At 56.1% G+C, this 25,684-nt stretch carries 22 protein-coding genes and 1 pseudogene; 6 read left to right on the top strand and 17 right to left on the bottom strand.

The window, feature by feature from the left end:
* Positions 1 to 48 precede the first annotated feature (48 nt).
* Genes surA through apaH form a run of 5 tightly spaced genes read left to right on the top strand, consistent with a single transcriptional unit; the run spans position 49 to position 4,373 of the window.
* Positions 49 to 1,335 (top strand): peptidylprolyl isomerase SurA, encoded by a 1,287-nt coding sequence (gene surA, locus QMN93_RS08695; protein WP_033144608.1) that lies wholly within the window; start codon positions 49 to 51, stop codon positions 1,333 to 1,335.
* The gene (pdxA, locus tag QMN93_RS08690; RefSeq protein ID WP_064673218.1) at positions 1,335 to 2,321 is read left to right on the top strand and encodes a 4-hydroxythreonine-4-phosphate dehydrogenase PdxA; all 987 of its coding nucleotides are present in this window, start codon (positions 1,335 to 1,337) and stop codon (positions 2,319 to 2,321) included. Before surA ends, pdxA begins: the two co-directional genes overlap by 1 nt.
* Positions 2,318 to 3,139 (top strand): 16S rRNA (adenine(1518)-N(6)/adenine(1519)-N(6))-dimethyltransferase RsmA, encoded by an 822-nt coding sequence (rsmA, locus tag QMN93_RS08685; protein ID WP_023310362.1) that lies wholly within the window; start codon positions 2,318 to 2,320, stop codon positions 3,137 to 3,139. Before pdxA ends, rsmA begins: the two co-directional genes overlap by 4 nt.
* 3 nt (positions 3,140 to 3,142) lie before the next feature.
* Positions 3,143 to 3,520 (top strand): Co2+/Mg2+ efflux protein ApaG, encoded by a 378-nt coding sequence (gene apaG / locus QMN93_RS08680; RefSeq protein ID WP_023310361.1) that lies wholly within the window; start codon positions 3,143 to 3,145, stop codon positions 3,518 to 3,520.
* A 4-nt stretch (positions 3,521 to 3,524) separates the two neighbouring features.
* Positions 3,525 to 4,373, top strand: a complete 849-nt coding sequence (gene apaH / locus QMN93_RS08675) for a bis(5'-nucleosyl)-tetraphosphatase (symmetrical) ApaH (RefSeq protein ID WP_023310360.1) — start codon at positions 3,525 to 3,527, stop codon at positions 4,371 to 4,373.
* Positions 4,374 to 4,412: 39 nt separating this feature from the next.
* Here apaH and folA read toward each other — a convergent pair whose 3' ends face one another.
* The 13 genes and pseudogenes from folA to QMN93_RS08610 all read right to left on the bottom strand — a co-directional run bounded on the left by folA (position 4,413) and on the right by QMN93_RS08610 (position 19,711).
* A complete protein-coding gene (gene folA / locus QMN93_RS08670; RefSeq protein ID WP_008502023.1) occupies positions 4,413 to 4,892 on the bottom strand; it encodes a type 3 dihydrofolate reductase in 480 nt (159 codons plus the stop codon).
* Positions 4,893 to 5,006: 114 nt separating this feature from the next.
* Positions 5,007 to 6,872 (bottom strand): glutathione-regulated potassium-efflux system protein KefC, encoded by a 1,866-nt coding sequence (gene kefC, locus QMN93_RS08665; RefSeq protein WP_069303656.1) that lies wholly within the window; start codon positions 6,870 to 6,872, stop codon positions 5,007 to 5,009.
* Positions 6,865 to 7,395 carry a glutathione-regulated potassium-efflux system oxidoreductase KefF gene (kefF, locus tag QMN93_RS08660; protein ID WP_023310358.1) on the bottom strand — a complete coding sequence of 177 codons (531 nt, stop codon included), beginning with the start codon at positions 7,393 to 7,395 and terminating at the stop codon, positions 6,865 to 6,867. Before kefF ends, kefC begins: the two co-directional genes overlap by 8 nt.
* 103 nt (positions 7,396 to 7,498) lie before the next feature.
* Positions 7,499 to 7,732, bottom strand: a complete 234-nt coding sequence (locus QMN93_RS08655) for a YgdI/YgdR family lipoprotein (RefSeq protein WP_023310357.1) — start codon at positions 7,730 to 7,732, stop codon at positions 7,499 to 7,501.
* 138 nt (positions 7,733 to 7,870) lie between these two features.
* Positions 7,871 to 11,095 carry a carbamoyl-phosphate synthase large subunit gene (carB, locus tag QMN93_RS08650; protein WP_039260850.1) on the bottom strand — a complete coding sequence of 1,075 codons (3,225 nt, stop codon included), beginning with the start codon at positions 11,093 to 11,095 and terminating at the stop codon, positions 7,871 to 7,873.
* 18 nt (positions 11,096 to 11,113) lie between these two features.
* Complete coding sequence (carA, locus tag QMN93_RS08645) at positions 11,114 to 12,262, bottom strand: glutamine-hydrolyzing carbamoyl-phosphate synthase small subunit (protein ID WP_010427050.1); 1,149 nt, start codon at positions 12,260 to 12,262, stop codon at positions 11,114 to 11,116.
* A gap of 453 nt (positions 12,263 to 12,715) precedes the next feature.
* Positions 12,716 to 13,537: a 4-hydroxy-tetrahydrodipicolinate reductase gene (dapB, locus tag QMN93_RS08640; protein ID WP_033144604.1), complete on the bottom strand. Its 822-nt coding sequence runs from the start codon at positions 13,535 to 13,537 to the stop codon at positions 12,716 to 12,718.
* Positions 13,538 to 13,742: 205 nt separating this feature from the next.
* Positions 13,743 to 14,693, bottom strand: a complete 951-nt coding sequence (ispH, locus tag QMN93_RS08635) for a 4-hydroxy-3-methylbut-2-enyl diphosphate reductase (protein ID WP_033144603.1) — start codon at positions 14,691 to 14,693, stop codon at positions 13,743 to 13,745.
* 1 nt (position 14,694) lies between these two features.
* The gene (gene fkpB, locus QMN93_RS08630) at positions 14,695 to 15,144 is read right to left on the bottom strand and encodes an FKBP-type peptidyl-prolyl cis-trans isomerase (RefSeq protein ID WP_182383038.1); all 450 of its coding nucleotides are present in this window, start codon (positions 15,142 to 15,144) and stop codon (positions 14,695 to 14,697) included.
* 52 nt (positions 15,145 to 15,196) lie between these two features.
* Positions 15,197 to 15,697 carry a signal peptidase II gene (gene lspA, locus QMN93_RS08625; RefSeq protein WP_064673216.1) on the bottom strand — a complete coding sequence of 167 codons (501 nt, stop codon included), beginning with the start codon at positions 15,695 to 15,697 and terminating at the stop codon, positions 15,197 to 15,199.
* On the bottom strand, positions 15,697 to 18,513 hold the full coding sequence (ileS, locus tag QMN93_RS08620) for an isoleucine--tRNA ligase (RefSeq protein ID WP_063439487.1): 2,817 nt from the start codon (positions 18,511 to 18,513) through the stop codon (positions 15,697 to 15,699). The genes lspA and ileS overlap by 1 nt, the downstream gene beginning before the upstream one ends.
* Positions 18,514 to 18,558: 45 nt before the next feature.
* A complete protein-coding gene (gene ribF, locus QMN93_RS08615) occupies positions 18,559 to 19,485 on the bottom strand; it encodes a bifunctional riboflavin kinase/FAD synthetase (protein ID WP_182383037.1) in 927 nt (308 codons plus the stop codon).
* 7 nt (positions 19,486 to 19,492) lie between these two features.
* Positions 19,493 to 19,711 (bottom strand): annotated as a pseudogene (locus QMN93_RS08610) (DUF2575 domain-containing protein).
* A 101-nt stretch (positions 19,712 to 19,812) separates the two neighbouring features.
* Between QMN93_RS08610 and rpsT the strand changes: the two are divergent.
* Positions 19,813 to 20,076 carry a 30S ribosomal protein S20 gene (rpsT, locus tag QMN93_RS08605; protein WP_003856458.1) on the top strand — a complete coding sequence of 88 codons (264 nt, stop codon included), beginning with the start codon at positions 19,813 to 19,815 and terminating at the stop codon, positions 20,074 to 20,076.
* Positions 20,077 to 20,133: 57 nt separating this feature from the next.
* On the opposite strand, the gene nhaR is transcribed toward rpsT, so the two are convergent.
* The 4 genes from nhaR to dnaK form a co-directional block, all read right to left on the bottom strand.
* On the bottom strand, positions 20,134 to 21,033 hold the full coding sequence (nhaR, locus tag QMN93_RS08600) for a transcriptional activator NhaR (protein ID WP_193138842.1): 900 nt from the start codon (positions 21,031 to 21,033) through the stop codon (positions 20,134 to 20,136).
* Between the two features lie 58 nt (positions 21,034 to 21,091).
* Complete coding sequence (nhaA, locus tag QMN93_RS08595; RefSeq protein WP_039260856.1) at positions 21,092 to 22,267, bottom strand: Na+/H+ antiporter NhaA; 1,176 nt, start codon at positions 22,265 to 22,267, stop codon at positions 21,092 to 21,094.
* Between the two features lie 172 nt (positions 22,268 to 22,439).
* The gene (gene dnaJ / locus QMN93_RS08590) at positions 22,440 to 23,585 is read right to left on the bottom strand and encodes a molecular chaperone DnaJ (RefSeq protein WP_023310347.1); all 1,146 of its coding nucleotides are present in this window, start codon (positions 23,583 to 23,585) and stop codon (positions 22,440 to 22,442) included.
* Between the two features lie 87 nt (positions 23,586 to 23,672).
* Positions 23,673 to 25,586 (bottom strand): molecular chaperone DnaK, encoded by a 1,914-nt coding sequence (gene dnaK / locus QMN93_RS08585; protein WP_023310346.1) that lies wholly within the window; start codon positions 25,584 to 25,586, stop codon positions 23,673 to 23,675.
* Positions 25,587 to 25,684 lie beyond the last annotated feature (98 nt).

The raw sequence follows: 25,684 nt of genomic DNA, 5'->3' as shown, positions 1-25,684 counted from the left end.
TTGATTTGCAACGTAATCCGCTTTGCGGTTAATTGAAATGGAAAAAGTATGAAGAACTGGAAAACGCTGCTGCTCGGTGTCGCTATGGTTGCGAATACCAGCTTCGCCGCCCCCCAGGTTGTTGATAAAGTCGCTGCTGTGGTTAACAACGGCGTCGTGCTTGAAAGTGACGTTGACGGTCTGATGAAATCGGTGAAGCTCAATTCGGGCGAAGCCGGTCAACAGCTTCCGGATGACGCCACGCTGCGCCACCAGATCCTGGAGCGTCTGATCATGGATCAGATCGTTCTGCAGATGGGGCAGAAAATGGGTGTGAAGATCACTGACGAGCAGCTCGATCAGGCGATCGCTAACATCGCGAAGCAGAACAATATGTCTTTAGACCAGATGCGCAGCCGCCTGGCCTATGACGGCATCAGCTACGCCACCTACCGTAATCAGATCCGTAAAGAGATGCTGATTTCGGAAGTGCGTAACAACGAAGTGCGTCGCCGCGTCACCATCCTGCCTCAGGAAGTGGACGCGCTGGCAAAACAGGTGGGTAACCAGAACGATGCGAGCACAGAGCTGAACCTGAGCCACATTCTGATCCCACTGCCAGAGAACCCAACGTCCGATCAGGCTGCGGAAGCCGAAAGCCAGGCGCGTTCGATTGTTGAACAGGCGCGTAACGGCGGCGACTTTGGCAAGCTGGCAATCACCTACTCCGCTGACCAACAGGCGCTGAAAGGCGGCCAGATGGGCTGGGGACGTATTCAGGAGCTGCCATCTATCTTTGCCCAGGCGCTGAGCACGGCGAAGAAAGGGGATATCGTTGGTCCTATCCGTTCAGGCGTGGGCTTCCACATTCTGAAGGTGAACGATCTGCGCGGCCAGAGCCAAAATATCTCCGTCACCGAAGTTCACGCTCGCCACATACTTCTGAAACCGTCACCGATCATGACTGACGATCAGGCGCGTGTGAAGCTGGAACAGATCGCAGCTGACATTAAGAGCGGTAAAACCTCATTTGCGAAAGCAGCAAAAGAGTTCTCTCAGGATCCAGGCTCTGCTAACCAGGGCGGCGATCTGGGCTGGGCGGCTGCGGATATTTACGATCCTGCCTTCCGCGATGCGTTGATGAAGCTGAACAAAGGCCAGATCAGCGCGCCGGTCCACTCTTCATTTGGCTGGCATCTGATCGAGCTGATGGACACCCGTAACGTTGATAAAACGGATGCGGCACAGAAAGACAGAGCCTACCGTATGCTGTTTAACCGTAAGTTCTCTGAAGAAGCCGCAACCTGGATGCAGGAACAACGCGCCAGCGCTTACGTGAAAGTTCTGAGCAACTAATGAAACAGCATCGTGTTGTTATCACGCCCGGCGAACCCGCCGGGATTGGGCCTGACCTCGTTGTCCAGCTCGCCCAGCGCAGCTGGCCGGTAGAACTGGTTGTCTGCGCCGATGCAACACTGTTACAAGACCGGGCAACGCTGCTCGGTCTGCCTTTAACGCTCATCCCTTACGTTGAAGGCCAACAGCCAGCACCGCAGCAAGCCGGTACCCTCACCCTTCTTTCTGTTCCCCTTCGTACGCCGGTTATTCCGGGCCAGCTCTGCACGGAAAACGGCCACTATGTCGTTGAAACCCTGGCGCGCGCCTGCGACGGTTGCCTGAAGGGCGAATTTGCCGCCCTTATTACCGGCCCCGTCCACAAAGGCGTCATCAACGAAGCGGGTATACCCTTTACCGGGCATACGGAGTTCTTCGAAGAGCGCTCGCACAGCCCGAAAGTGGTGATGATGCTGGCGACGGAGGAAATGCGCGTTGCGCTGGTGACTACCCATCTGCCGATCAGAGCCATTCCTGATGCGATCACCCCTGAACTCCTGCGCGAGATCATCGGGATTTTGCACCACGATCTGCAGACAAAGTTTGGGATCCCGCAGCCGCACGTGCTGGTCTGCGGCCTGAATCCACACGCCGGTGAAGGCGGGCACATGGGTACCGAAGAGATCGACACCATTATTCCGGTGCTCGACGAAATGCGGGCGAAGGGGATGAACCTCAGCGGGCCGCTGCCTGCAGATACCCTTTTCCAGCCGAAATACCTGGATAATGCCGACGCCGTGCTCGCGATGTACCACGATCAGGGCCTGCCCGTGCTAAAATACCAGGGCTTTGGCCGCGGGGTGAATATCACCCTCGGTTTACCCTTTATTCGAACGTCCGTTGACCACGGTACTGCGCTGGATCTGGCAGGCCAGGGGAAAGCGGATGTCGGCAGTTTTATTACGGCGCTTAATCTCGCCATCAAAATGATTGTTAATACTCAATGACTAATCGAGTCCATCAGGGCCACTTAGCCCGTAAACGTTTCGGGCAAAACTTCCTTAACGATCAGTTCGTGATCGAAAGCATTGTCTCGGCTATTAATCCGCAAAAAGGTCAGGCGATGGTCGAAATCGGCCCGGGCCTTGCCGCGCTGACCGAGCCGGTAGGCGAACGCCTCGACGAGCTGACCGTCATCGAACTGGACCGCGATCTGGCCGCACGCCTGCAAACGCACCCGTTCCTCGGGCCGAAGCTGACCATCTATCAGCAGGACGCCATGACCATGAACTTTGGCGAGCTGTCCGAAAAAATGGGCCAGCCGCTGCGCGTCTTCGGCAACCTGCCGTACAACATCTCCACGCCGCTCATGTTCCACCTCTTTAGCTATACTGATGCCATTGCCGACATGCACTTCATGTTGCAAAAAGAGGTTGTTAACCGTCTGGTTGCAGGCCCGAACAGTAAAGCGTATGGTCGTTTAAGTGTGATGGCACAGTATTACTGCAACGTGATCCCGGTACTCGAAGTACCGCCGTCAGCGTTCACACCACCACCGAAAGTGGATTCAGCGGTTGTGCGCCTTGTGCCGCACAAGACGAAACCGTATCCGGTTAAAGATCTGCGCGTACTGAGCCGCATTACCACAGAAGCCTTTAACCAGCGCCGTAAAACGATCCGTAACAGCCTGAGCAATTCGTTTACCGTTGAGGTGTTAGCCGAGCTGGGGATCGACCCGGCAATGCGTGCGGAGAACATTTCCGTAGAGCAGTACTGCAAGCTGGCTAATTACATCAGCGATAATGCGCCGCCGAAGGAGAGTTAAGCCATGATTGATTCGCCCCGCGTATGTGTCCATGTACAAAGCGTCTATGTTGAATCACAGTCCTCACCGGACGAAGAACGTTTTGTTTTCGCTTACACCGTGACCATTCGCAATCTGGGGCGGATGCCCGTGCAGCTGCGCGGGCGCTACTGGCTTATCACTAACGGCAATGGCCGCGAAATCGAAGTTCAGGGCGAAGGTGTGGTTGGTGAACAGCCCCACATCGCCCCTGGCGAAGAGTACCAGTACACCAGCGGCGCGGTGATTGAAACGCCGATGGGTACCATGCAGGGCCATTATGAAATGGTCGACGTCGATGGCAATGATTTCCGCGTTGCCATTCCTGTGTTCCGTCTCGCCGTAACCACACTCATTCATTAATCTAATGTCTACATATCTGATTGGCGACGTTCACGGTTGCTACGATGAACTGATCGCATTATTAAAACAGGTCGACTTTACGCCAGGACAGGACACGCTCTGGCTGACGGGCGATTTAGTCGCGCGTGGCCCCGGCTCCCTTGAAGTATTACGTTTCGTCAAATCGCTGGGTGATAGCGTGCGCATGGTGCTGGGCAATCACGATCTGCATCTGCTGGCGGTTTTCGCCGGGATCAGCCGCAACAAACCTAAAGATCGCCTCACCCCACTGCTGGATGCGCCGGACGCGGACGATCTGATTAACTGGCTGCGCCGTCAGCCCCTGCTGCAGATCGACGAAGAGAAAAAGCTGGTCATGGCGCATGCCGGGATCACCCCGCAATGGGATCTTGAGACGGCGAAAACCTGCGCGCGTGACGTTGAGGCGGTGCTGGCAAGCGACTCGTATCCTTTCTTCCTCGATGCCATGTACGGCGATATGCCGAACCACTGGAGCGAGGATCTCAGCGGTCTGGCCCGTCTGCGCTTTATCACCAACGCGTTCACCCGCATGCGCTTCTGCTTCCCGAACGGACAGCTGGATATGTATTCCAAAGAGACGCCGGAGAGCGCGCCCGCGCCGCTCAAGCCGTGGTTTGCCATTCCGGGGCCGGTGACAAGCGAGTACAGCGTGGTATTTGGTCACTGGGCTGCACTGGAAGGAAAAGGCACACCGGAAGGGATTTACGGTCTGGATACCGGATGCTGCTGGGGCGGAGAGTTAACCTGCTTACGCTGGGAAGATAAAGCTTACTTTGTGCAACCGTCCAACCGACAGCTGGACCTGGGGGAAAGCGAGGCCGTTGCCTCCTGATACGTTATTCCCTCTCCCGGCCGGGAGAGGGAAAATCACTTAACGACGTTCCAGAATCTCGAAGCAGTAGCTGTGGGAGTTCTGTGCATCCGCATCGTGGAATTCGCTGAATACCGATTCCCACTCGTCCGGATCGTAGTCCGGGAAATGAGTATCCCCTTCCACTTCTGCATCAATGTGGGTCAGATACAGCTTCTGCGCTTTTGGCAGGAACTGCTCGTACACGCGCCCACCGCCAATCACCATGATCTCTTCGGCATTGCCGCATGCAGCAATCGCCTCGTCTACTGATTTTACCCATTCGACGCGATCGTCAGTGCCCGGCTGGCTGCTGATAACGATATTCTTACGGCCCGGCAATGGACGACCAATCGACTCCCAGGTCAGGCGGCCCATCACTACCGGCTTGTTTAACGTAGTACGTTTAAACCATGCGAGATCGGCAGGCAGGTTCCACGGCATGGCATTTTCCATACCGATAACGCGGTCCACCGCCAGCGCTGCAATCAGACTGATCATTGAAAATTTCCCGGATGCAAAAAATTGCCGCCACTATACGGAAAGCTTAATCTTTCGTCGACTGGCGGCAGGGTAAAGATAAAGAAATTTTTTAATATTGCTGGCAACTCCACTTCACGCGGAAGGTTTACTCTCGGGCTCGTCAGCCGGATCGCCGGTATGCTTGCCCTCTTCCGTGCCCTGCCAGCCATGGCGCTGGATCAGCGACAGGTGGTTACGGTCCTCGTTAATGATTTCCGTCAGCATCGCGCTGGTGCGTTTGAACACCGCCGCACGCTCGGTGGCCGTACTGCCGGCCATCGCCGCCATCTCTTCGACCATCTCGGTATTAAAGCGGCGGAACAGGTCTGCCCGTTCGCGTGCTTCATACGCGCCAAGTCCCAGGTTTTCCAGCGCCATGCGGCCAGACTTCAGCGCACCTTCGAAGGTTTCACGCTCCGGCGCGTCTACGCCCGCCTGCCGCAGCCGGATGTAGTGATCCACATCGCGCGCGCGGGAGATAATAGTCAGCGCCGGGAAATGCTCTTTTACCAGCTCCACCATCTGCATGCTGGTTTCCGGATCGTCAATGGCGTTAATCAACACCTCGGCTTTTGCCGCCCCGGCGGATTCCAGCAGATCGACGCGGGTTGCATCCCCGTAAAACACCTTCATATCAAATTTACGCAGGGTATCGACATGGTCGGGGTCGTGATCGAGGATGACCATTTTCACCCCGCTCGACAGCAGTAAACGACCCACGATCTGCCCGTAGCGGCCAAATCCGGCGATGATGACGCGCGGCTGCTCCTCGTCGATCTCATCGGCCTCGCGCTCCTGCCCGCTGTCCGATTTTTCCAGGCGCGTCAGCACCACCAGCAGCACAGGCGTCGCCGCCATCGACAGGGCGACCGCCAGCGTCAGCGCTTTCGCCCACTCGGGATCGAGCACGTTTGCCATCTGCGCGGCGCCAAAGACCACGAACGCAAATTCACTCCCCTGCCCCAGCAGCACGGCGAACCAGCGGCGCTGCCTGCCCGGCACGTTCAGTGGGCGAGCAATCAGCCACAGCATCACCATTTTAATGACCAGGAAGCCGACGAGCAGGATGACGATCCGCAGCGGGTGCGTCACCAGCGTACCGAAGTCGACGGACATCCCGACTCCGATGAAAAACAGTCCCAGCAGCAACCCTTTGAACGGCTCGATATCGCTTTCCAGCGCGTGACGGTATTCAGAGCTCGCCAGCAGAACGCCTGCGAGGAACGCCCCCATCGCCATCGACAGCCCGGCCTCCTCCAGCAGCAGACCGAAGCCAAACACCAGGAACAGCGCCACGGCGCTGAACACTTCGCGCAGGCCAGAGCGGGCGACAAACCGCAGCAGCGGGCGGGTCACGTAGCGGCCAAGCACCACCACCAGCGCCAGCGCGCCCGCCACCTTCAGTGCCGACAGCGCGAAAGCGCCCAGCGTGGTAGAGGAACCGCTGGCCGCCAGCAGCGGGATCATCGCCACCAGCGGGATAGCGGCAATGTCCTGGAACAGCAGCACCGAGAACGCGCTGCGTCCCATCTGGGAGACCGTCAGATTTCGCTCGTTCATCGCCTGCATGGCAATCGCCGTGGAGGAGAGCGCCAGCGTCATGCCAATGAGCTCTGCCACTTTCCAGTCCATACCCAACAGGATGCAGAACCCACCCAGCAGCAGCCCGCAGGCCACCATCTGCAGTGCCCCGCCGCCAAATACCGAGGCGCGAAGCTTCCACAGCCGCTGCGGGTCGAGCTCCAGGCCAATCACAAACAGCATCAGCACCACGCCAATCTCAGCGAAATGGAGAATCGCCTCGGCATCCGTGACCAGTCTAAAGCCCCACGGCCCAATGACGCAGCCCGCAATCAGGTAGCCGAGCACCGAGCCCAGCCCCAGGCGTACCGCCACGGGCACAATCAGCGCCGCCGCGCCGAGGTAAATCAGCGCCTGTATCAGCGTATGGCTATCCATGGTGCGTCTCCTGCCACTCAAGTAAGCGTTGTTTATAATGACGAGCCTGCGCCTGCAGCGTTTCATCGTCGCAAACAAACGTGCAGTGCATCGCAAACGGCGGGAGCCAGTTCAGACCGCAATAGAGCGCGGTCGCCTGCAGCGGCTGCGCCAGGACGTCAAAACCCGGGAAGGAACCGATATCAAAATGGCTTTCCCCACCGCCGGTGGTGACCGCCCACATCAGGCTTTTTCCTTTTAGCGCATTGCCGTTGTGGCCATACGCCCAGCCGTGGGAGAAGACTTTATCAATCCACAGCTTCAGGAGCGGGGGCGTACTGTACCACTGCATTGGATGCTGCCAGATAATCAGATCGGCACGGGAAAGCGCCTCCTGTTCGGCGGCGATATCGATATTAAAATCGGGATAAAGTTGATAGAGGGAACGTATCTCTACGTTATCAAGCGTCCTTACCTGCTCAAGCATCCGCTTATTCGCATGCGAGTGCTGCGGATAAGGATGGGCATAAATTATCAGAATCATTGATTAGCCTGTTGTTACTGCTTTCTTTTAACAAAAGAGTGTAGTCAGTAATTCAACAGGCTAATAGTGAATATTATTGACGGGCTTACGTCAGAATTCTGAATTAGTTATCCAGCTCGCCCATGGATTTCACCTGGTCACGGTTGATCTGCTCGGTTTGACCGGTTTCGGCGTTTTTGTACGACACCAGACCGGTATCGTCATCCACCTGAGGTTTGCCGTCGGTGACAATGGTTTTGCCATCGGTGGTTTTTACGGCCTGATTAGACGAACAGCCCGCAACGGTAAACATTGTCGTGGCAGCCAGAACGGAAGCGATCAGTAATTTATTTTGCATGGTGTTTTCCCCTGCTCTCAGTTGAATTTCGTTATCGACCTAACCATTTTAGGCTAACTGACTGAAAGCGGATGAAAAACCAGAAGGTTCTGAAGATGGGAGAATGCCCGGCAGCCGAACGGCACCGGGCATTTTTACTTATTTGCTAATCTGCGCGTGCATTTCCTGCACTGAAATCACCTTCTCGGTGGCATCCGCGTTCAGCGCCATGGCCGTTGCGAAACCGCCGTTCAGGGTGGTGTCGTAGTGCACTTTGTACTGCAGCGCGCTGCGACGAATCAGCTTGGAGTCTTCAATCGCCTGGCGGCCTGCGGTGGTGTTGATGATGTAGGTGTATTCGCCATTCTTGATACGGTCCTGAATGTGCGGACGACCTTCATGCACCTTGTTCACCAGACGCGGGTTGATGCCGGCTTCGCCCAGCACAATCGCGGTACCGTGGGTCGCGTCCAGCTCGAAGCCCTGTTTCAGCAGCTTGGCGGCCAGGTCAACCACGCGCTCTTTGTCGCCTTCGCGAACGGAGAGCAGCGCACGGCCTGATTTTCTCATGGTGGAGCTACTGCCCAGCTGCGCCTTCGCGAACGCTTCTGCGAAGGTGCGGCCCACGCCCATCACTTCCCCGGTAGAGCGCATTTCTGGCCCTAACAGCGGGTCAACGCCCGGGAATTTATTGAACGGCAGCACCACTTCTTTCACCGAGTAGTACGGTGGAATGATCTCTTTGGTCACGCCCTGCTGCGCCAGCGTCTGGCCCGCCATCACGCGCGCCGCCACTTTCGCCAGCGGTACGCCGGTGGCTTTGGAGACGAACGGTACGGTACGCGCCGCACGCGGGTTCACTTCAATCAGGTAGACTTCGTTATCTTTCACCGCGAACTGGACGTTCATCAGACCGCGAACCTGCAGCTCAAAGGCCAGCTTCTGCACCTGCTGGCGCATCACGTCCTGAATCTCCTGGCTCAGGGTGTACGCTGGCAGAGAACAGGCGGAGTCGCCGGAGTGCACGCCTGCCTGCTCGATATGCTCCATGATGCCGCCAATCAGCACCATTTCGCCATCGCAGATGGCGTCAACGTCCACTTCAACCGCGTCGTCGAGGAAGCGGTCGAGCAGCACTGGCGCATCGTTGGAGACGCTCACCGCAGTCTGGAAGTAGCGACGCAGGTCGGCTTCGTCATACACGATTTCCATCGCGCGGCCGCCCAGCACGTAGGAAGGACGCACCACCAGCGGGTAGCCAATCTCTTTCGCCTTCTCAACGGCCATTTCAATGGCGGTGACGGTGGCGTTCGCCGGCTGTTTCAGCTTCAGACGGTCAACCGCCTGCTGGAAACGCTCGCGGTCTTCCGCACGGTCAATCGCGTCCGGGCTGGTGCCGATAACCGGCACGCCTGCTGCTTCCAGCGCGCGCGCCAGCTTCAGCGGGGTCTGGCCGCCGTACTGCACGATAACGCCTTTTGGCTTCTCGATGCGCACGATTTCCAGCACGTCTTCCAGGGTAACCGGCTCGAAGTAGAGGCGGTCAGAGGTGTCGTAGTCGGTAGAAACCGTTTCCGGGTTACAGTTGACCATGATGGTCTCGTAACCGTCTTCGCGCAGCGCCAGCGAGGCGTGTACGCAGCAGTAGTCGAACTCAATGCCCTGGCCGATACGGTTTGGACCGCCGCCCAGCACCATAATCTTGTCGCGGTCGACGGACGGGTTCGCTTCGCACTCGTCTTCATAGGTGGAGTACATGTAGGCGGTGTCGGTCGAGAATTCAGCCGCACAGGTGTCCACGCGCTTGTAGACCGGGTGCAGGTCGTACTGGTCGCGCAGCTTGCGGATTTCCGCTTCACGCACGCCCGCCAGCTTAGCCAGACGCGCATCGGCGAAGCCTTTGCGCTTCAGCACGCGCAGGAAGTCAGCGTCCAGGCCGTTGATGCCCAGCTCCGCGACCTGTTCTTCCAGACGCACCAGCTCTTCAATCTGCACCAGGAACCAGCGGTCGATGTTGGTCAGATTGAACACGCCGTCGACGGAGAGGCCCGCACGGAAGGCATCGGCGATATACCAGATACGCTCTGCGCCCGCGTCTTTCAGCTCGCGGCGGATTTTGGTCAGCGCTTCCGGGTCGTCCAGGCTCACTTTCGGGTCGAAGCCGGTCGCGCCCACCTCGAGGCCGCGCAGCGCTTTCTGCAGGGATTCCTGCTGCGTGCGGCCAATCGCCATCACTTCACCGACAGATTTCATCTGGGTGGTCAGACGGTCGTTCGCGCCTGCGAATTTCTCGAAGTTGAAGCGTGGAATTTTGGTCACAACGTAGTCGATGGACGGCTCGAAGGACGCAGGGGTGCGGCCACCGGTGATGTCGTTCATCAGCTCGTCGAGGGTGTAACCCACCGCCAGCTTCGCCGCCACTTTCGCAATCGGGAAGCCGGTCGCTTTAGAGGCCAGCGCGGAGGAACGGGACACGCGCGGGTTCATTTCGATAACAATCAGACGGCCGGTTTTCGGGTTCACCGAGAACTGCACGTTAGAACCGCCGGTTTCCACGCCGATTTCACGCAGTACCGCCATCGAGGCGTTACGCATGATTTGATACTCTTTGTCGGTCAGGGTCTGGGCTGGCGCAACGGTGATGGAGTCGCCGGTGTGGATACCCATCGCATCGAAGTTTTCGATGGAGCAGACGATGATGCAGTTGTCGTTTTTATCACGCACCACTTCCATCTCGTACTCTTTCCAGCCAATCAGCGATTCATCAATCAGCAGCTCTTTGGTTGGAGAGAGATCCAGACCGCGTTCGCAAATTTCTTCGAACTCTTCGCGGTTGTAGGCGATACCGCCGCCGGTGCCGCCCATGGTGAACGATGGACGGATGATGCACGGATAGCCCACGTCAGCCGCAACGGCCAGCGCTTCTTCCATGTTGTGTGCGATACCGGAACGCGCGGTGTCGAGGCCGATTTTCTTCATCGCCACGTCGAAGCGGCGACGGTCTTCTGCTTTATCAATCGCGTCGGCGGTCGCACCAATCATGGTCACACCGAACTCTTCCAGTACGCCCTGACGCTCCAGCTCCAGCGCACAGTTCAGCGCCGTCTGGCCGCCCATGGTTGGCAGCACCGCGTCCGGACGCTCTTTCTCGATGATTTTACGCACCACTTCCCAGTGAATCGGCTCGATGTAGGTTGCATCAGCCATTTCCGGGTCGGTCATGATGGTTGCCGGGTTAGAGTTTACCAGGATTACGCGGTAACCCTCTTCACGCAGGGCTTTACACGCCTGCGCGCCGGAGTAGTCGAATTCGCAGGCCTGGCCGATCACGATCGGGCCAGCGCCAAGGATCAGGATGCTTTTTATGTCTGTACGTTTTGGCATGGTCTTCTCGGCTCCTGATTATTTAGCGGTCTTACGGTATTGCTCGATAAGTTCGATGAAGTGATCGAACAGCGGCGCGGCGTCGTGTGGGCCCGGGCTGGCTTCCGGGTGACCCTGGAAGCTGAATGCTGGCTTATCGGTGCGATGAATCCCCTGCAGGGTGCCATCAAACAGCGACTTATGGGTCACGCGCAGGTTAGCCGGCATCGAGGCTTCATCGACGGCAAAGCCGTGGTTCTGCGCGGTGATCATCACCGTGTTGTTATCGATGTCTTTCACCGGGTGGTTACCACCGTGGTGGCCGAACTTCATCTTAACGGTGTTCGCACCGCTCGCCAGCGCCAGCAGCTGATGGCCGAGGCAGATGCCGAATACCGGGATGTCGGTTTCCAGGAAGGACTTGATGGCGGCGATGGCGTAATCGCACGGCGCCGGGTCGCCAGGGCCGTTGGACAGGAAAATACCGTCCGGATTCATCTTCAGCACGTCTTCGGCAGACGTTTGTGCCGGAACTACCGTCAGGCGGCAGCCGCGGTCAACCAGCATGCGCAGGATGTTGCGCTTGGCGCCGAAATCGTAGGCCACCACGTGGAACGGCAGCTCGCTCTCTTTTTTCGCTTCCGGCAGGTCGCCTTCCAGCGTCCAGCTACCCTGAGTCCAGCTGTAGGCTTCAGCGGTCGTCACTTCTTTCGCCAGGTCCATGCCGTTCAGGCCCGGGAAGGCTTTCGCTTTTTCCAGCGCCAGCGTCGCATCGAGGTTATCACCCGCGATAATGCAGCCGTTCTGTGCACCCTTCTCGCGCAGCAGACGCGTTAACTTACGGGTATCGATATCGGCAATCGCCACGATGTTATGGCGCTTAAGGTAAGAAGAGAGGTCTTCGGTATTGCGGAAGTTGCTGGCAATCAGCGGCAGGTCGCGGATGACCAGGCCTTGCGCATGTACCTGAGAAGATTCTTCGTCAGCCGCATTGGTGCCGACATTGCCGATATGAGGATAAGTAAGAGTAACGATTTGGCGAGAATAGGAAGGATCAGTGAGGATTTCTTGATAACCGGTCATTGAAGTATTGAAAACGACTTCCCCAACCGCCGAACCCGTTGCCCCTATGGCCCGACCGATAAACTGGGTTCCGTCTTCCAGAACCAATAGCGCTGACTTAATCAAAACACCCTCCAGAGAATATTCACTCACTTTATTTGCATATTAATTCATAGCATGTCATGGATCAATGCAAATGTGTTGCCAGCGGATTTTTGGCAAACGGCGGCATTCTGGGGATTTGGTGGGTAAAAGTCAACTTAAAACGGATATTTTGTTTACTCTTTTGCAAGTCTGGCGAGTGGAATGCGGCTTAAGCGACAAAAAGATCAGGTAAATCACTGCGGAAAACGCTTGCGCGCCTGGTTTAATGAAAAATGAGATGGTGCAGCACTATAAAGTAGACCAGATGGTCAAAATTTACATTTCAGTAACGTTAAAACGCCACAAGAGATAGATATTTAGAGACTTAAACAAAAATACGCTATAAAACAGACAAAATAAAAGGGCAATAAAATATTGCCCTATGCAATCAAATAATTACGACTGCAATAACCACATCACGATGGGTAATAATGCTTACAAATTGTTGAGATCGAGCACATCTCGCATATCAAAAAGGCCGTTTTTCTTGTTTTTAAGCCACAAAGCAGAGCGTACGGCGCCGTTGGCAAACGTCATTCGGCTGGAGGCTTTATGCGTAATTTCGACACGTTCACCAATATCGGCGAACATCGCCGTATGTTCGCCGACGATGTCACCCGCTCGCACGGTTGCAAAGCCAATAGTGCCCGGCACGCGTTCGCCGGTGTAACCTTCGCGGGTATAGACCGCGCAGTCTTTTAAGTCTTTATCAAGTGCATGAGCAATCGCTTCGCCCATCGCCAGCGCCGTACCCGATGGCGCATCAACCTTGTAACGGTGGTGAGCTTCTACGATCTCAATATCGGTATAGTTGCCCATCACCTTCGCGGCCTTCTCCAGCAGCTTCAGCATGACGTTAACGCCCACGCTGAAGTTTGCCGCGAAGACAATCGCAATCTCTTTTGATGCATCCTGGATAGCCTGCTTGCCCGCATCGTCAAAACCGGTGGTGCCGATCACCATCCCCTTGCCGTGCTGACGACAAAACGCCAGATGCGTGAGCGTCCCTTCCGGGCGGGTAAAATCGATGAATACATCGAAGTCCTCTTTTACCGCCTCCAGGCTGCTTTGCACGGTAACGCCTGTGTGGCCTGCGCCCGCCAGCTCACCGGCATCGGTCCCCAGAAGTGAAGAGCCTTCACGCTCCAGAGCCGCGCCAAGCGCGACGCCATCCATCTGAAGTGCCGCCTGAATAAGCTGACGGCCCATACGTCCACCCGCGCCCGCAATGGCGACACGGATCTGTGCATCATGCATAGTTATTCTCTTACGTTAAAATGATGTAAACCGTTTTCAGATTAACCAGCCTTGAGAAGCACTGCCAACTGAAAACACCGATAATTAGAATTTAACGTGAAACCGACTTAAATATCAGTAAAAGACATGATTTTGTCGTCACGATAAAGTAACGGGTAAAAAAAAGGCCAGCACAGGAGGTGCTGGCCTTTCATCAGAAAAAGGACTATTCGACTTCGCGGGCGTCGATGCGCAGTTCTTTCGGGACTTCAAAAACGATGTTTTCTTCACGTCCTTCCAGCGGCACCGCTTCGCCACCGCCCAGTTCCTGCAAACGAGAAATGACGTTCTGTACCAGAATATCTGGCGCAGACGCCCCGGCCGTCACGCCGACACATGCCGCGTGCTTAACCCACGCCTCCTGAATATCCGACGCGTCATCAATCAGGAAAGCCGCTTTCCCCATGCGTTGCGCCAGTTCGGCCAGACGGTTTGAGTTAGACGAGTTTTTGGAGCCGACTACCAGCACCACATCCGCCTTTTCAGCCAGTGCGCGCACCGCTTCCTGACGGTTAGTGGTCGCGTAGCAGATATCATCCTTACGCGGGCCAACGATTTTCGGGAAGCGCTGACGCAGCGCGTCAATCACGTCTGAAGTATCGTCTACGGAGAGCGTTGTCTGGGTCATAAACGACAGACGGGCTTCATTTTTCACGTTCAGCGTAAAGACATCTTCAGGCGACTCAACCAGATACATCCCTCCTTCCGGGTTACTGTACTGGCCCATGGTGCCTTCGACTTCCGGATGACCGGCATGGCCAATCAGAATCGACTCTTCACCACGACGGCTGGCGCGAGCCACTTCCATATGCACTTTTGTCACCAGCGGGCAGGTGGCATCGAATACGGTCAGATCGCGGCTTTTCGCTTCGTTACGTACCGCCTGAGAGACGCCGTGCGCGGAGAAGATCAGGATCGCACCGTCCGGCACTTCGCTGATTTGTTCAATGAAGATGGCTCCGCGCTCGCGCAGGCTGTCGACCACGTAGCGGTTGTGCACCACTTCGTGACGTACATAAATCGGCGCGCCGTAAATCTCCAGCGCGTTTTCAACAATGCTGATAGCGCGGTCTACACCGGCGCAGAAGCCGCGCGGGTTAGCCAACAGGATCTGCATTTCAGGCCTCCAGTGCAGGATCGATTTCCAGCACTTCAACATCAAAATGAACGGTACGCCCGGCAAGCGGATGGTTGAAGTCAACGGTAATAGAGTCGCCGTTGATTTCGCGGATCATGCCAGGCATTTCGCTGCCGTCCATAGCGGTAAAGAGCATAATCGCTCCGATCTCCGGTTCACCCGCGTCCATAAACTCGCGGCGCGAGAAATACTGGATCAGGTCCGGACTCGGCACGCCAAACGCGGCATCCGGCTCCAGCGAAAAGGCTTTTTTCTCACCCTCTTTCAGGCCCAGAAGCTGCTGCTCAAGACCTTCAGACAGGGAGGTATCGCCAAGACGAAACAGGGCCGGTTTGCCGTTATTGCGGGTGGATTCGGCCGTGGAGCCGTCATCCAGCTTCAGCGTGAAGTGAACGAGAACCGCGCTGTTGCTCTGTACGGATTTAGACATGCAAATTGCTCGCTTGTTTTGCCCGGTAGCATTACGCCACCGGGCGAGTGTGTTACGCCTGCTCTTTCACGGCCGGTTTAGGCAAGAAGCCTTCCAGCACGATTAACGCCGCACCGATACAAATTGCCGTATCGGCAAGGTTAAAGGTCGCGAAGTGCCAGTCGCCGACGTAGAAGTCGATCATATCAACCACAAAGCCGTGCCACAGGCGGTCAAACAGGTTGCCCAGCGCGCCGCCAATGATCAGCGCGTAGGCAATGTTATTCAGCTTTTGCGTGGCCTTCGAGCGGTACATCAGCACCGCGAGGATCACGCAGATACCGAGAGCGATACCCGCAAAGAACCAGCGCTGCCAGCCACCGCTGTCGGCAAGGAAACTAAACGCTGCGCCGTAGTTACGCGCGTAGTGCAGGTTAAGCGACGGGAATAGCGGAACCGTCTCCCCCAGAGCGAAATTCTGGAGGATCAGGAACTTGCTGCCCAGATCGATAATCAGCACCACCACAACCAGCCATAGCCAGCGCAGTCCTGTTGAACAGAGAGTTTTACTCATCAGGCAAACTTACGTTTTTCGCCGTCACCGGCGACGTTGCTTACACAGCGTCCGCAGATGTCTGCGTGTTCCGCCACCTGGCCAACATCGGTGGTGTAATGCCAGCAACGCGGGCATTTCTCACCGTCGGCTTTGCTCAGCGCGACTTTCAGTCCTTTGAGCAGTTCGCTCTGCTGAGCATCAGCAGAAGCATCGGCATAATCCGCAACTTTCGCACCGGAGGTCAACAGGACAAATCGTAATTCATCGCCCAGCGCCGTCAGCTTCGCCGCCAGCTCCGGTTCGGCATACAGCGTAACTGCCGCTTCCAGAGAGCCGCCGACTTTCTTGTCCGCGCGCGCCTGCTCGATAACCTTGTTCACTTCGCCACGCACTTTGAGCAGCTCGTCCCAGAAGGCATCGTTCATCGCTTCGGTGCTGGAGAGATCGAACAGACCTTCGTACCACTCGCCCGTGAACACATACTTCTCACGGTCGCCCGGCAGGTAGCCCCAGATTTCATCCGCGGTGAAGGACATGATCGGCGCCATCCAGCGCACCAGCGCTTCTGCGATGTGGAACAGCGCGGTCTGGCAGCTACGACGCGCCACGCTGTCCGCTTTCGCGGTGTACTGGCGGTCTTTGATGATGTCGAGGTAGAACGAGCCCATCTCGATGGAGCAGAAGCGCATCAGGCGCTGCACCACTTCGTGGAAGTCGTAAGACTCATAGGCTTTCAGGATATCTTCCTGCGCCGCTTTCGCGCAGCCTACCGCCCAGCGGTCCAGCACCACCATCTCTTCCGGTTTCACCATGTCTTTTGCCGGATCGAACCCGTTCAGGTTCGCCAGCAGGAAGCGCGCGGTGTTACGGATACGACGATAGCTGTCGGCAGCACGCTTCAGGATCTCGTCAGACACCGCCATTTCGCCGGTGTAATCGGTAGAGGCCACCCACAGACGCAGAATGTCTGCGCCCAGCTTGTTCATCACATCCTGCGGAGAAACGGTGTTACCGATAGATTTGGACATCTTACGGCCCTGACCATCCACGGTGAAGCCGTGAGTCAGTACCTGACGGTAAGGCGCTTTACCCTTCATGGCGGTGGAGATCATCAGAGATGACATGAACCAGCCGCGGTGTTGGTCAGACCCTTCCAGATACATATCGGCAGCGTGACCGGCAAATTCCGGACGCACGTCAACCACGGAGGAGTGGGTAGACCCGGAGTCGAACCACACGTCCAGGGTATCCGGCACTTTCTCGTAGTTGTCTGCGTCAGCGCCCAGGATGTCGCGGGAGTCGAGATCCCACCACGCCTGAATGCCGTCAACTTCGACGCGCTTCGCCACTTCTTCCATCAGTTCCAGGGTGTTCGGGTGCAGCTCCTGCGTCTCTTTATGTACGAACAGAGACATCGGCACTCCCCAGGTACGCTGACGGGAGATACACCAGTCAGGACGGTTAGCCACCATGGATTCGATACGCGCCTGGCCCCAGTCAGGGATCCACTGCACGCCTTTGATCTCTTTCAGAGACTGCTCGCGCAGGCCTTTCTGATCCATGCTGACGAACCACTGCGGGGTCGCACGGAAGATGATCGGGGTTTTGTGACGCCAGCAGCACGGATAGCTGTGCTGCATTTTTTCAACGTGCAGCAGCGCGCCGCTGGTGCGCAGCATGTCGACGATGATGTCGTTCGCCTTGAAGACGTTGATACCGTCTAGCGCCGGATAGGTGCCTGGCAGGTAAGATCCGTCCGGGCCAACCGGGTTAGCGATTTCCAGACCGTACTTCAGGCTGATGTTGTAGTCGTCAGGACCATGGCCACCGGCGGTATGCACCGCACCGGTACCCGCTTCCAGCGTCACGTGGTCGCCCAGGATCGCCGGAACGTCGAAGTCCAGGAACGGGTGTTTGAAGCGCATCAGCTCCAGCGCGTCGCCTTTCACGGTGCCCAGCACGGTGTAGTCGGTGATATGCGCGCGCTTCAGCACGCTCTCAACCAGATCTTTCGCCAGGATAACCGCCTGACCGTCAATCTGAACCAGCGCGTATTCGAACTCACCGGACAGGGAGATCGCACGGTTCGCCGGCAGGGTCCACGGGGTGGTGGTCCAGATCACCAGAGAGATCGGGCCGTTTACCGAGGAGACGCCAAATTTAGCCTTCACCGCATCCTGATCGACAGCGTTGAACGCCACGTCGATAGACGGAGAGGTTTTGTCGTAATATTCAACTTCCGCTTCTGCCAGCGCAGAGCGGCAGTCCACGCACCAGTGCACCGGCTTAGCGCCTTTGTGCAAGTGGCCGTTACCGATGATTTTACCCAGCGCACGGATGATGTTGGCTTCAGTTTTGAAGTCCATGGTCAGGTACGGGTGCGACCAGTCGCCCAGCACGCCCAGACGGATGAAGTCAGCGCGCTGACCGTCAACCTGCGTGGCTGCGTATTCGCGGCACTTCGCACGGAACTCGGCGGCGGTGAACTTCTCACCCGGCTTGCCGAACTCTTGCTCCACTTTCAGCTCGATTGGCAGACCGTGGCAGTCCCAGCCCGGAACATAAGGCGAGTCGTATCCCGTGAGGCCTTTTGACTTCACGATAATGTCTTTCAGAATCTTGTTAACCGAGTGACCAATATGAATGCTGCCATTCGCATATGGAGGGCCATCATGCAGAATGAAGGTTTTTTTGCCTTTTTTGGCTGCACGAATGATGCCGTACAGGTCATCATCGGTCCAACGCGCCAGCATTCCCGGTTCGCGCTTGGCGAGATCGCCGCGCATCGGGAACCCTGTTTCCGGCAAATTCAGGGTTGATTTATAGTCACTCATCAGATTCTCGGTTCCGTATTTATCACGTAGGCAGTTAAGCCGGGTTCAAAGCCCAAAAAACTCGCGGGCCGTCAATTCATCTCGCGCAATTTGCGCTTTTAGTTCATCCAGCGAACCAAATCGCTGCTCGTTGCGTATTTTTTTACGCAGTATCACATCTATATGGCGACCATAGAGGTCCATTACAACGTCCAGCAGGTGCACTTCTAACTGTTGACGCACACCGGCGACGGTCGGACGCGTGCCAATGTTGGCGACGCCGTAGAACGACTTATCGCCCAGTCCTGCCACTTCCACCGCATACACCCCTTTAACCGGGGAAACCTGACGACGCAGCGGTATATTCGCCGTCGGGAAGCCTATCGTGCGGCCCAGCGCATCGCCATGGACCACGCGGCCAGAGATGGTGAACGGATGGCCCAGCAGGGTTTCTGCCGTGTCCAGGTCATCATTAGCCAGCGCCTGACGCACCGCCGTGCTGCTGACGCGCACGCCGCCTTCGCAGAAGGTCATCGCGCTGGTGACGTCAAATCCATACTCCAGACCAGCCTTCTGTAATAGCAAGAAATCGCCCTGACGACCAGCGCCAAAGCGGAAATCATCACCCACGGCGAGAAACTGTACGCCAAGACGCTTAACCAGCAGGTCGCTGACGAAATTTTGTGCTGTCAGCGCGGCAAAGCGACGATCGAAACGTAAACACAATACATAGTCCACGCCGGACTCCGCCAGATAGCGCAATTTCTCGCGCAGGCGAGTGAGTCGGGCGGGAGATTTATCGCCCGCAAACAATTCCAGCGGCTGCGGCTCGAAAATCATCACTACAACGGGCAGGCCACGGGCCTCCCCTTCTTTCCGCAATCCCTGCAACAGCGCCTGATGACCACGATGCACGCCGTCGAAATTACCAATAGTCAGCACGCACCCGTGTGGCGCGCTGCTGAGATTATGTATGCCGCGTATCAGCTTCATGTCTGGCTCAAAACAGTGAAAATCGCCAAAGTATACCTTGTACAGCGGTTAAGGTTAACCGGCGATTGTTCGCGCAAAACAGAAAGCCGTAATGATTTCATCAGGCTGACCTTTCGCAGCGAAAAAATCTGCTCGTGAACTGCGATTTTTATGCCGAAAGGCTGTATTCAGGGAAGACAAGCTGGTAGAATCCTGCGCCATCACTACGTAACGTAGCGTCGCTAATTAACGGCGCTTATTTGCACAAATCCATTGACAAAAGAAGGCAAAGAGGGCATATTCCTCGGCCTTTGAATTGTCCACATAGAACATATTTGGGAGTTGGACTTGGCTAATATCAAATCAGCTAAGAAACGTGCCGTTCAGTCTGAAAAGGCTCGTAAGCACAACGCAAGCCGTCGCTCTATGATGCGTACTTTCATCAAGAAAGTATACGCAGCAATCGAAGCAGGCGACAAAGCTGCAGCGCAGAACGCATTTAACGAAATGCAACCAATCGTGGATCGTCAGGCTGCTAAAGGTCTGATCCACAAAAACAAAGCAGCGCGTCATAAAGCAAACCTGACCGCGCAGATCAACAAACTGGCTTAATCGCTACTTGTTGTTGCTTGTTTAAAGAACCCGCTTAACGCGGGTTTTTTTATGCCTTCAGATTGCCGGTGGCGTAAACAGCGCCGAGTAGTCACGGTTGCAGATTCGCTGCACCGCCGGGTGCTGAATCATTCTTTCGGCAAATATGGCGTGGTACTCCTCCATCACGTTATCCACTCTGCCTATCTCCGTAATCTTGTCGTCTGAATAGAGATCGTGCGCGTACAGCGTCGGCGCAACGAAGATCGCATTATGCGCTTCGCCAAAGGCTTTCATCAGCGCCGCATCGTCGAACTCACCGAGGATTTCTACCTTAAGCCCCTGCGAATTAAACCAGTTCAGCAGCTTGCGTCCGAGCATTGAGCGTCGCCCAGGCACCAGCAGGCGACGCTCTTCCAGGCAGGCCGGGAAGGGTTTCTCCGGCGGCGGGTTGATACACCAGAAGCTCACGCCACATTCGCCAATCTTCACCGAGAACAGCCCTTCCTGCTGGGTGGAGTCAATCGGGCAGTCCGAGATAATCATTTCCAGCTTGTGCTGGCTCAGCTGTTCCAGCAGCATCTCGTGGGTGGATTCAAAGCAGCGCAGGTGAATTTGCTCGTCTTCAACTACCGCCGCATCCAGCACGCCGCTCACCAGCCGCTTGGACAGCGCATCCGCCACGCCAACGTCAAAGAGCAGGTTCGACTCTTTGCGGTAGTTGACGATATCCAGCATCTCCTGGCTCAGGGTGAACATTTTGTCCGCATAGCGGAACACCAGTTCACCCAGTTCGCTGGGTTCAATCCCACGCCCCTTACGCTTGAACAGCTTCCCCTGCAGACGCTCTTCCAGGGCCTTGATTTGCCCGGTGATGGTTTGCGGCGTCAGGTAGAGCGCCTCTGCCGCCCCCACCACCGAGCCCTGTTTATAGACGTGCCAGAAGTAGTACAGATGGTTGTAATTTAAATGAGACATCGCGTCTTCTCTCCCTGAGTGTGTATCGGGAGAAGGATCGCCTCCTCCCGGTGTTCCGTTATGCCTGGACGGCCTGTCCGGACAACTTCACCTTCAACAAGGTATAACCGATTACCGCGGCCAGTAATGACCCGATGAGAATGCCGAGTTTAGCCCAGACGATAAGCTCAGGCGCATGCGTACCAAACGCCAGCGTCGAAATAAAGATCGACATCGTAAACCCGATTCCACACAGCACGCCGACGGCCATAATTTGCGAAAACGTGGTGCCATGCGGCAATGACGCCAGCTTCAGCTTCGTCGCCAGCCAGCAGAAGAGGCTAATGCCCAGCGGCTTACCGATAAACAGCCCGGCAATAATGCCCAGCGGCAGCACGGACGTCAGCCCGTCCAGCGTCACGCCGCCGAGGGAAACGCCCGCGTTGGCAAACGCAAACAGCGGCAGGATCATAAAGGCAACCCAAGGGTGCAGCACATGCTCCAGCTGTTTGGCAGGCGACTTGCCGTCCTGCGGTTTAAGCGGCACGAAGAAGCCGACAATCACACCAGCCAGCGTGGCGTGCACGCCGGATTTCAGTACCGCCGTCCACAGCACCATCCCCACCAGGATATAGATACCGATGCGGCGAACATTGAAGATATTCAGCAGCGCCAGCACCGCAATCGCCCCGGCGGCGACGCTCAGGGACAGGATCGACAGATCGCTGGTGTAGAACAGCGCGATAATCACAATGGCACCCAAGTCATCGATGATCGCCAGCGCCATCAGGAAGATTTTCAGGGCTACCGGCACGCGGCTACCGAGCAAGGCTAAGACACCTAGCGCAAAGGCGATATCCGTCGCGGCCGGGATCGCCCAGCCGTCACGCGCAACAGGATCCTGCCAGGTGAACGCCAGGAAGAGCAACGCCGGAACAACCATTCCGCCGATGGCTGCGATCACAGGAAACGCCGCGCGCTGGCGGCTGGCAAGCGAGCCCAGAACCAGCTCACGCTTAACCTCAAGACCTACCAGCAGGAAGAACACCGCCATTAGCGCATCGTTGATCCACAGCAGCATGTTCTTGTTAATTTCCAGCGCCCCGACCTTCAGCTCAACGGGCGTTTCCAGAAATGCATGGTAGAGATCCTGCGTGATGCCAAGGTTAGCCAGCACCATCGCGGCCGCTGCGGCAATAATCAGGATCACGCCACCGGACGCCTCACTGCTAAAGAAACGGTGTAGTAATTTCATTTACGTTCTCTCTTTTACAACAATACCTCGATAAAACCATAATACCAAGCCAAATAGCTCGGCAAAAACAGATTAATGTTGAGTATAGACTCAGTTTAACCGAGCTATAAGCGCAAATAAAAAAGCCCGGAATCGCTTCCGGGCTTTGAGAAGATGAAAACCAGCTAACGAATTAGCGAGTCAAATCATCGAAGAATTTTTTGACGCCATCGAAGAAGCTTTTGGAACGCGGGCTGTTTTTCTCGCCCGTCGGGCCGCCAAAGCTTTCCTGCAGCTCTTTCAGCAGCTGTTTCTGCTTGTCGTTCAGGCCAACCGGCGTTTCGACGACGACGCGGCACAGAAGATCGCCCTGCGCGCCACCGCGAACGGATTTAACGCCTTTTCCGCGCATGCGGAACAGCTTGCCGGTCTGGGTTTCCCCAGGCACTTTCAGGTTCACGCGACCGTCCAGCGTTGGCACTTCGATTTCGCCACCGAGTGCCGCCATCGCGAAGTTGATCGGCACTTCGCAGTACAGGTTATTACCTTCACGCTCGAAGATGGCGTGCTGTTTCACCTGGACCTGAACGTACAGATCGCCTGCCGGTGCGCCGTGCTCGCCTGCTTCGCCCTCACCGGCCAGACGGATGCGGTCGCCCGTATCGACGCCAGCCGGGATCTTAACGGACAGAGTTTTGGTTTTCTCAACGCGACCGTGGCCGTGGCATTTGGTGCATGGATCTTTAATCAGCGTGCCGCGACCGTGACAGTGAGGACAGGCCTGCTGTACCGCGAAGAAGCCCTGACGCATCTGTACCTGACCAGAGCCGTGACAGGTTGGACAGGTCTGAGGCTGTGTGCCCGCTTTCGCGCCGCTGCCGTGGCAAACGTCACACTCTTCCAGCGTCGGGATACGGATCTCTTTGGTTACGCCGCGAACGGCCTCTTCCAGCGTCAGCTCCATGTTGTAGCGCAGGTCCGCGCCGCGCGCCGCGCGCTGACGACCACGGCCGCCGCCAAAGATGTCGCCAAATACATCGCCAAAGATATCGCTGAAGTCAGCGCCGCCGCCAAAGCCGCCGCCACCGAATCCACCGCCGCCCATGCCGCCCTGTTCAAAGGCAGCGTGACCGTACTGGTCATAGGCCGCACGTTTTTGTGCATCGGTCAGGACTTCGTAGGCTTCTTTGATCTCTTTAAATTTGGCTTCAGCCTCTTTGTCACCCTGGTTACGGTCCGGGTGGAATTTCATGGCCAGGCGCTTATACGCCTTTTTGATTTCACGCTCTTCCGCAGTTTTCGGAACGCCTAAAATCTCGTAATAGTCTTGCTTTGCCATTGGTTTTTTTAAGCCCCTTAACATGCGAGCACGGGCGTGGAGAGTTCTCCTACGCCCGTGCCGATTAATTACCCTGCATCAGGGCGATTATTTTTTATCTTTAACTTCTTCGAACTCAGCGTCGACAACGTCGTCGTCTTTCGCGTTGTTCGCCGAAGCGTCAGCGCCCGCCTGCTGTTGAGCGTGCTGCTGCTGAGCGATTTCCATCAGCTTCTGAGAAGCCTGCGCCAGTTCCTGCATCTTCGCTTCGATGTCCGCTTTGTCTTCACCTTTCAGTGAGGATTCCAGCGCGCTCAGTGCAGCTTCGATAGCAGTCTTGTCTTCCGCTGGCAGTTTATCGCCTGCTTCTTCAACCTGCTTACGGGTGCTGTGCAGCAGATGGTCACCCTGGTTACGGGTCTGAACCAGCTCTTCGAACTTACGGTCGGATTCCGCGTTAGCTTCGGCATCGCGAACCATTTTTTCGATTTCCGCTTCGTTCAGGCCAGAAGATGCCTTGATGGTGATCTTCTGCTCTTTACCGCTGTTTTTGTCTTTCGCAGACACGTGCAGGATACCGTCAGCATCGATGTCGAAGGTCACTTCGATCTGCGGCATGCCGCGCGGTGCCGGGTTAATACCGTCCAGGTTGAACTGACCCAGAGATTTGTTATCCGCCGCACGCTTACGCTCACCCTGAATCACATGGATGGTTACCGCAGACTGGTTGTCTTCAGCGGTAGAGAACACCTGGCTGTGTTTCGTTGGGATGGTGGTGTTTTTGTTGATGAGCGCAGTCATCACACCGCCCATGGTTTCGATACCCAGAGACAGCGGGGTAACGTCCAGCAGCAGTACGTCTTTAACTTCACCGGTCAGTACGCCACCCTGAACCGCAGCACCGATTGCGACCGCTTCGTCCGGGTTAACGTCTTTACGTGGCTCTTTACCAAAGAACTCAGCCACTTTCTTCTGAACCATTGGCATACGGGTCTGACCACCGACCAGGATAACGTCCTGGATATCGGATACGGACAGGCCAGCGTCCTGCAGAGCAACTTTCAGCGGCTCGATTGAACGGTTCACCAGGTCTTCTACCAGGCTTTCCAGTTTCGCACGGGTCACTTTGATGTTCATGTGTTTAGGACCGGTCGCGTCTGCGGTGATGTACGGCAGGTTCACGTCGGTCTGCTGAGCGGAAGAAAGTTCGATCTTCGCTTTCTCAGCGGCTTCTTTCAGGCGCTGCATGGCCAGCGGGTCGTTACGCAGGTCAATGCCCTGATCTTTCTTGAACTCGTCAACGAGGTAGTTGATCAGACGGGTATCGAAGTCTTCACCACCCAGGTGGGTATCACCGTTGGTTGCCAGAACTTCGAAGGTTTTTTCGCCGTCAACTTCGTCGATTTCGATAATAGAGATATCGAAGGTACCACCACCCAGGTCGTAAACCGCGATAGTACGGTTGCCAACTTCTTTATCCAGACCGTAAGCCAGTGCAGCAGCGGTTGGTTCGTTGATGATACGTTTTACTTCCAGACCTGCGATACGGCCAGCATCTTTGGTTGCCTGACGCTGAGCATCGTTGAAGTAGGCAGGTACGGTGATAACAGCTTCAGTTACCGGCTCACCCAGGTAATCTTCAGCGGTTTTCTTCATTTTTTTCAGCACTTCAGCAGAAATCTGCGGTGGTGCAGTTTTGGTGCCTTTCACATCAAGCCATGCATCGCCGTTATCTGCCGCGATGATTTTGTAAGGCATGATGGAAACGTCACGCTGAACTTCTTCGTCCTGGAAGCGGCGGCCGATCAGGCGTTTAATCGCAAACAGGGTGTTTTGCGGGTTTGTCACTGCCTGACGTTTAGCCGGCTGACCAACCAGAGTTTCACCATCCTGGGTATAAGCAATGATAGAAGGCGTGGTGCGATCGCCCTCGGCGTTCTCCAGCACGCGTGCAGTAGTGCCATCCATAATCGCTACACAAGAGTTGGTAGTACCCAGGTCGATACCAATAATTTTACCCATCTAAACGTCTCCACTAAAAATTCAGTCAACATGTGGTTGTGTACCTGTAATAAGGGCAGAACGTGCTTTTTCAACTGCCCAGATTTGATTTTTTTCAG

Source organism: Enterobacter sp. R-1.6.2, assembly GCF_035064085.1.
Classification (GTDB): Bacteria; Pseudomonadota; Gammaproteobacteria; order Enterobacterales; family Enterobacteriaceae; genus Enterobacter; species Enterobacter asburiae_B.
The sequence above is the reverse complement of the archived record's forward strand: the minus strand, read 5'-3'. Positions and strand labels throughout refer to the sequence as shown.

Bases quoted from the DNA above. Each gene is read 5' to 3' on its own strand.
- surA (WP_033144608.1), top strand. From the start codon at position 49: ATGAAGAACTGGAAAACGCTGCTGCTCGGTGTCGCTATGGTTGCGAAT.
- pdxA (WP_064673218.1), top strand. From the start codon at position 1,335: ATGAAACAGCATCGTGTTGTTATCACGCCCGGCGAACCCGCCGGGATT.
- rsmA (WP_023310362.1), top strand. From the start codon at position 2,318: ATGACTAATCGAGTCCATCAGGGCCACTTAGCCCGTAAACGTTTCGGG.
- apaG (WP_023310361.1), top strand. From the start codon at position 3,143: ATGATTGATTCGCCCCGCGTATGTGTCCATGTACAAAGCGTCTATGTT.
- apaH (WP_023310360.1), top strand. From the start codon at position 3,525: ATGTCTACATATCTGATTGGCGACGTTCACGGTTGCTACGATGAACTG.
- folA (WP_008502023.1), bottom strand. From the start codon at position 4,892: ATGATCAGTCTGATTGCAGCGCTGGCGGTGGACCGCGTTATCGGTATG.
- kefC (WP_069303656.1), bottom strand. From the start codon at position 6,872: ATGGATAGCCATACGCTGATACAGGCGCTGATTTACCTCGGCGCGGCG.
- kefF (WP_023310358.1), bottom strand. From the start codon at position 7,395: ATGATTCTGATAATTTATGCCCATCCTTATCCGCAGCACTCGCATGCG.
- QMN93_RS08655 (WP_023310357.1), bottom strand. From the start codon at position 7,732: ATGCAAAATAAATTACTGATCGCTTCCGTTCTGGCTGCCACGACAATG.
- carB (WP_039260850.1), bottom strand. From the start codon at position 11,095: ATGCCAAAACGTACAGACATAAAAAGCATCCTGATCCTTGGCGCTGGC.
- dapB (WP_033144604.1), bottom strand. From the start codon at position 13,537: ATGCATGATGCACAGATCCGTGTCGCCATTGCGGGCGCGGGTGGACGT.
- ispH (WP_033144603.1), bottom strand. From the start codon at position 14,693: ATGCAGATCCTGTTGGCTAACCCGCGCGGCTTCTGCGCCGGTGTAGAC.
- fkpB (WP_182383038.1), bottom strand. From the start codon at position 15,144: ATGTCTAAATCCGTACAGAGCAACAGCGCGGTTCTCGTTCACTTCACG.
- lspA (WP_064673216.1), bottom strand. From the start codon at position 15,697: ATGAGTAAAACTCTCTGTTCAACAGGACTGCGCTGGCTATGGCTGGTT.
- ileS (WP_063439487.1), bottom strand. From the start codon at position 18,513: ATGAGTGACTATAAATCAACCCTGAATTTGCCGGAAACAGGGTTCCCG.
- ribF (WP_182383037.1), bottom strand. From the start codon at position 19,485: ATGAAGCTGATACGCGGCATACATAATCTCAGCAGCGCGCCACACGGG.
- nhaR (WP_193138842.1), bottom strand. From the start codon at position 21,033: ATGTCTCATTTAAATTACAACCATCTGTACTACTTCTGGCACGTCTAT.
- nhaA (WP_039260856.1), bottom strand. From the start codon at position 22,267: ATGAAATTACTACACCGTTTCTTTAGCAGTGAGGCGTCCGGTGGCGTG.
- dnaJ (WP_023310347.1), bottom strand. From the start codon at position 23,585: ATGGCAAAGCAAGACTATTACGAGATTTTAGGCGTTCCGAAAACTGCG.
- dnaK (WP_023310346.1), bottom strand. From the start codon at position 25,586: ATGGGTAAAATTATTGGTATCGACCTGGGTACTACCAACTCTTGTGTA.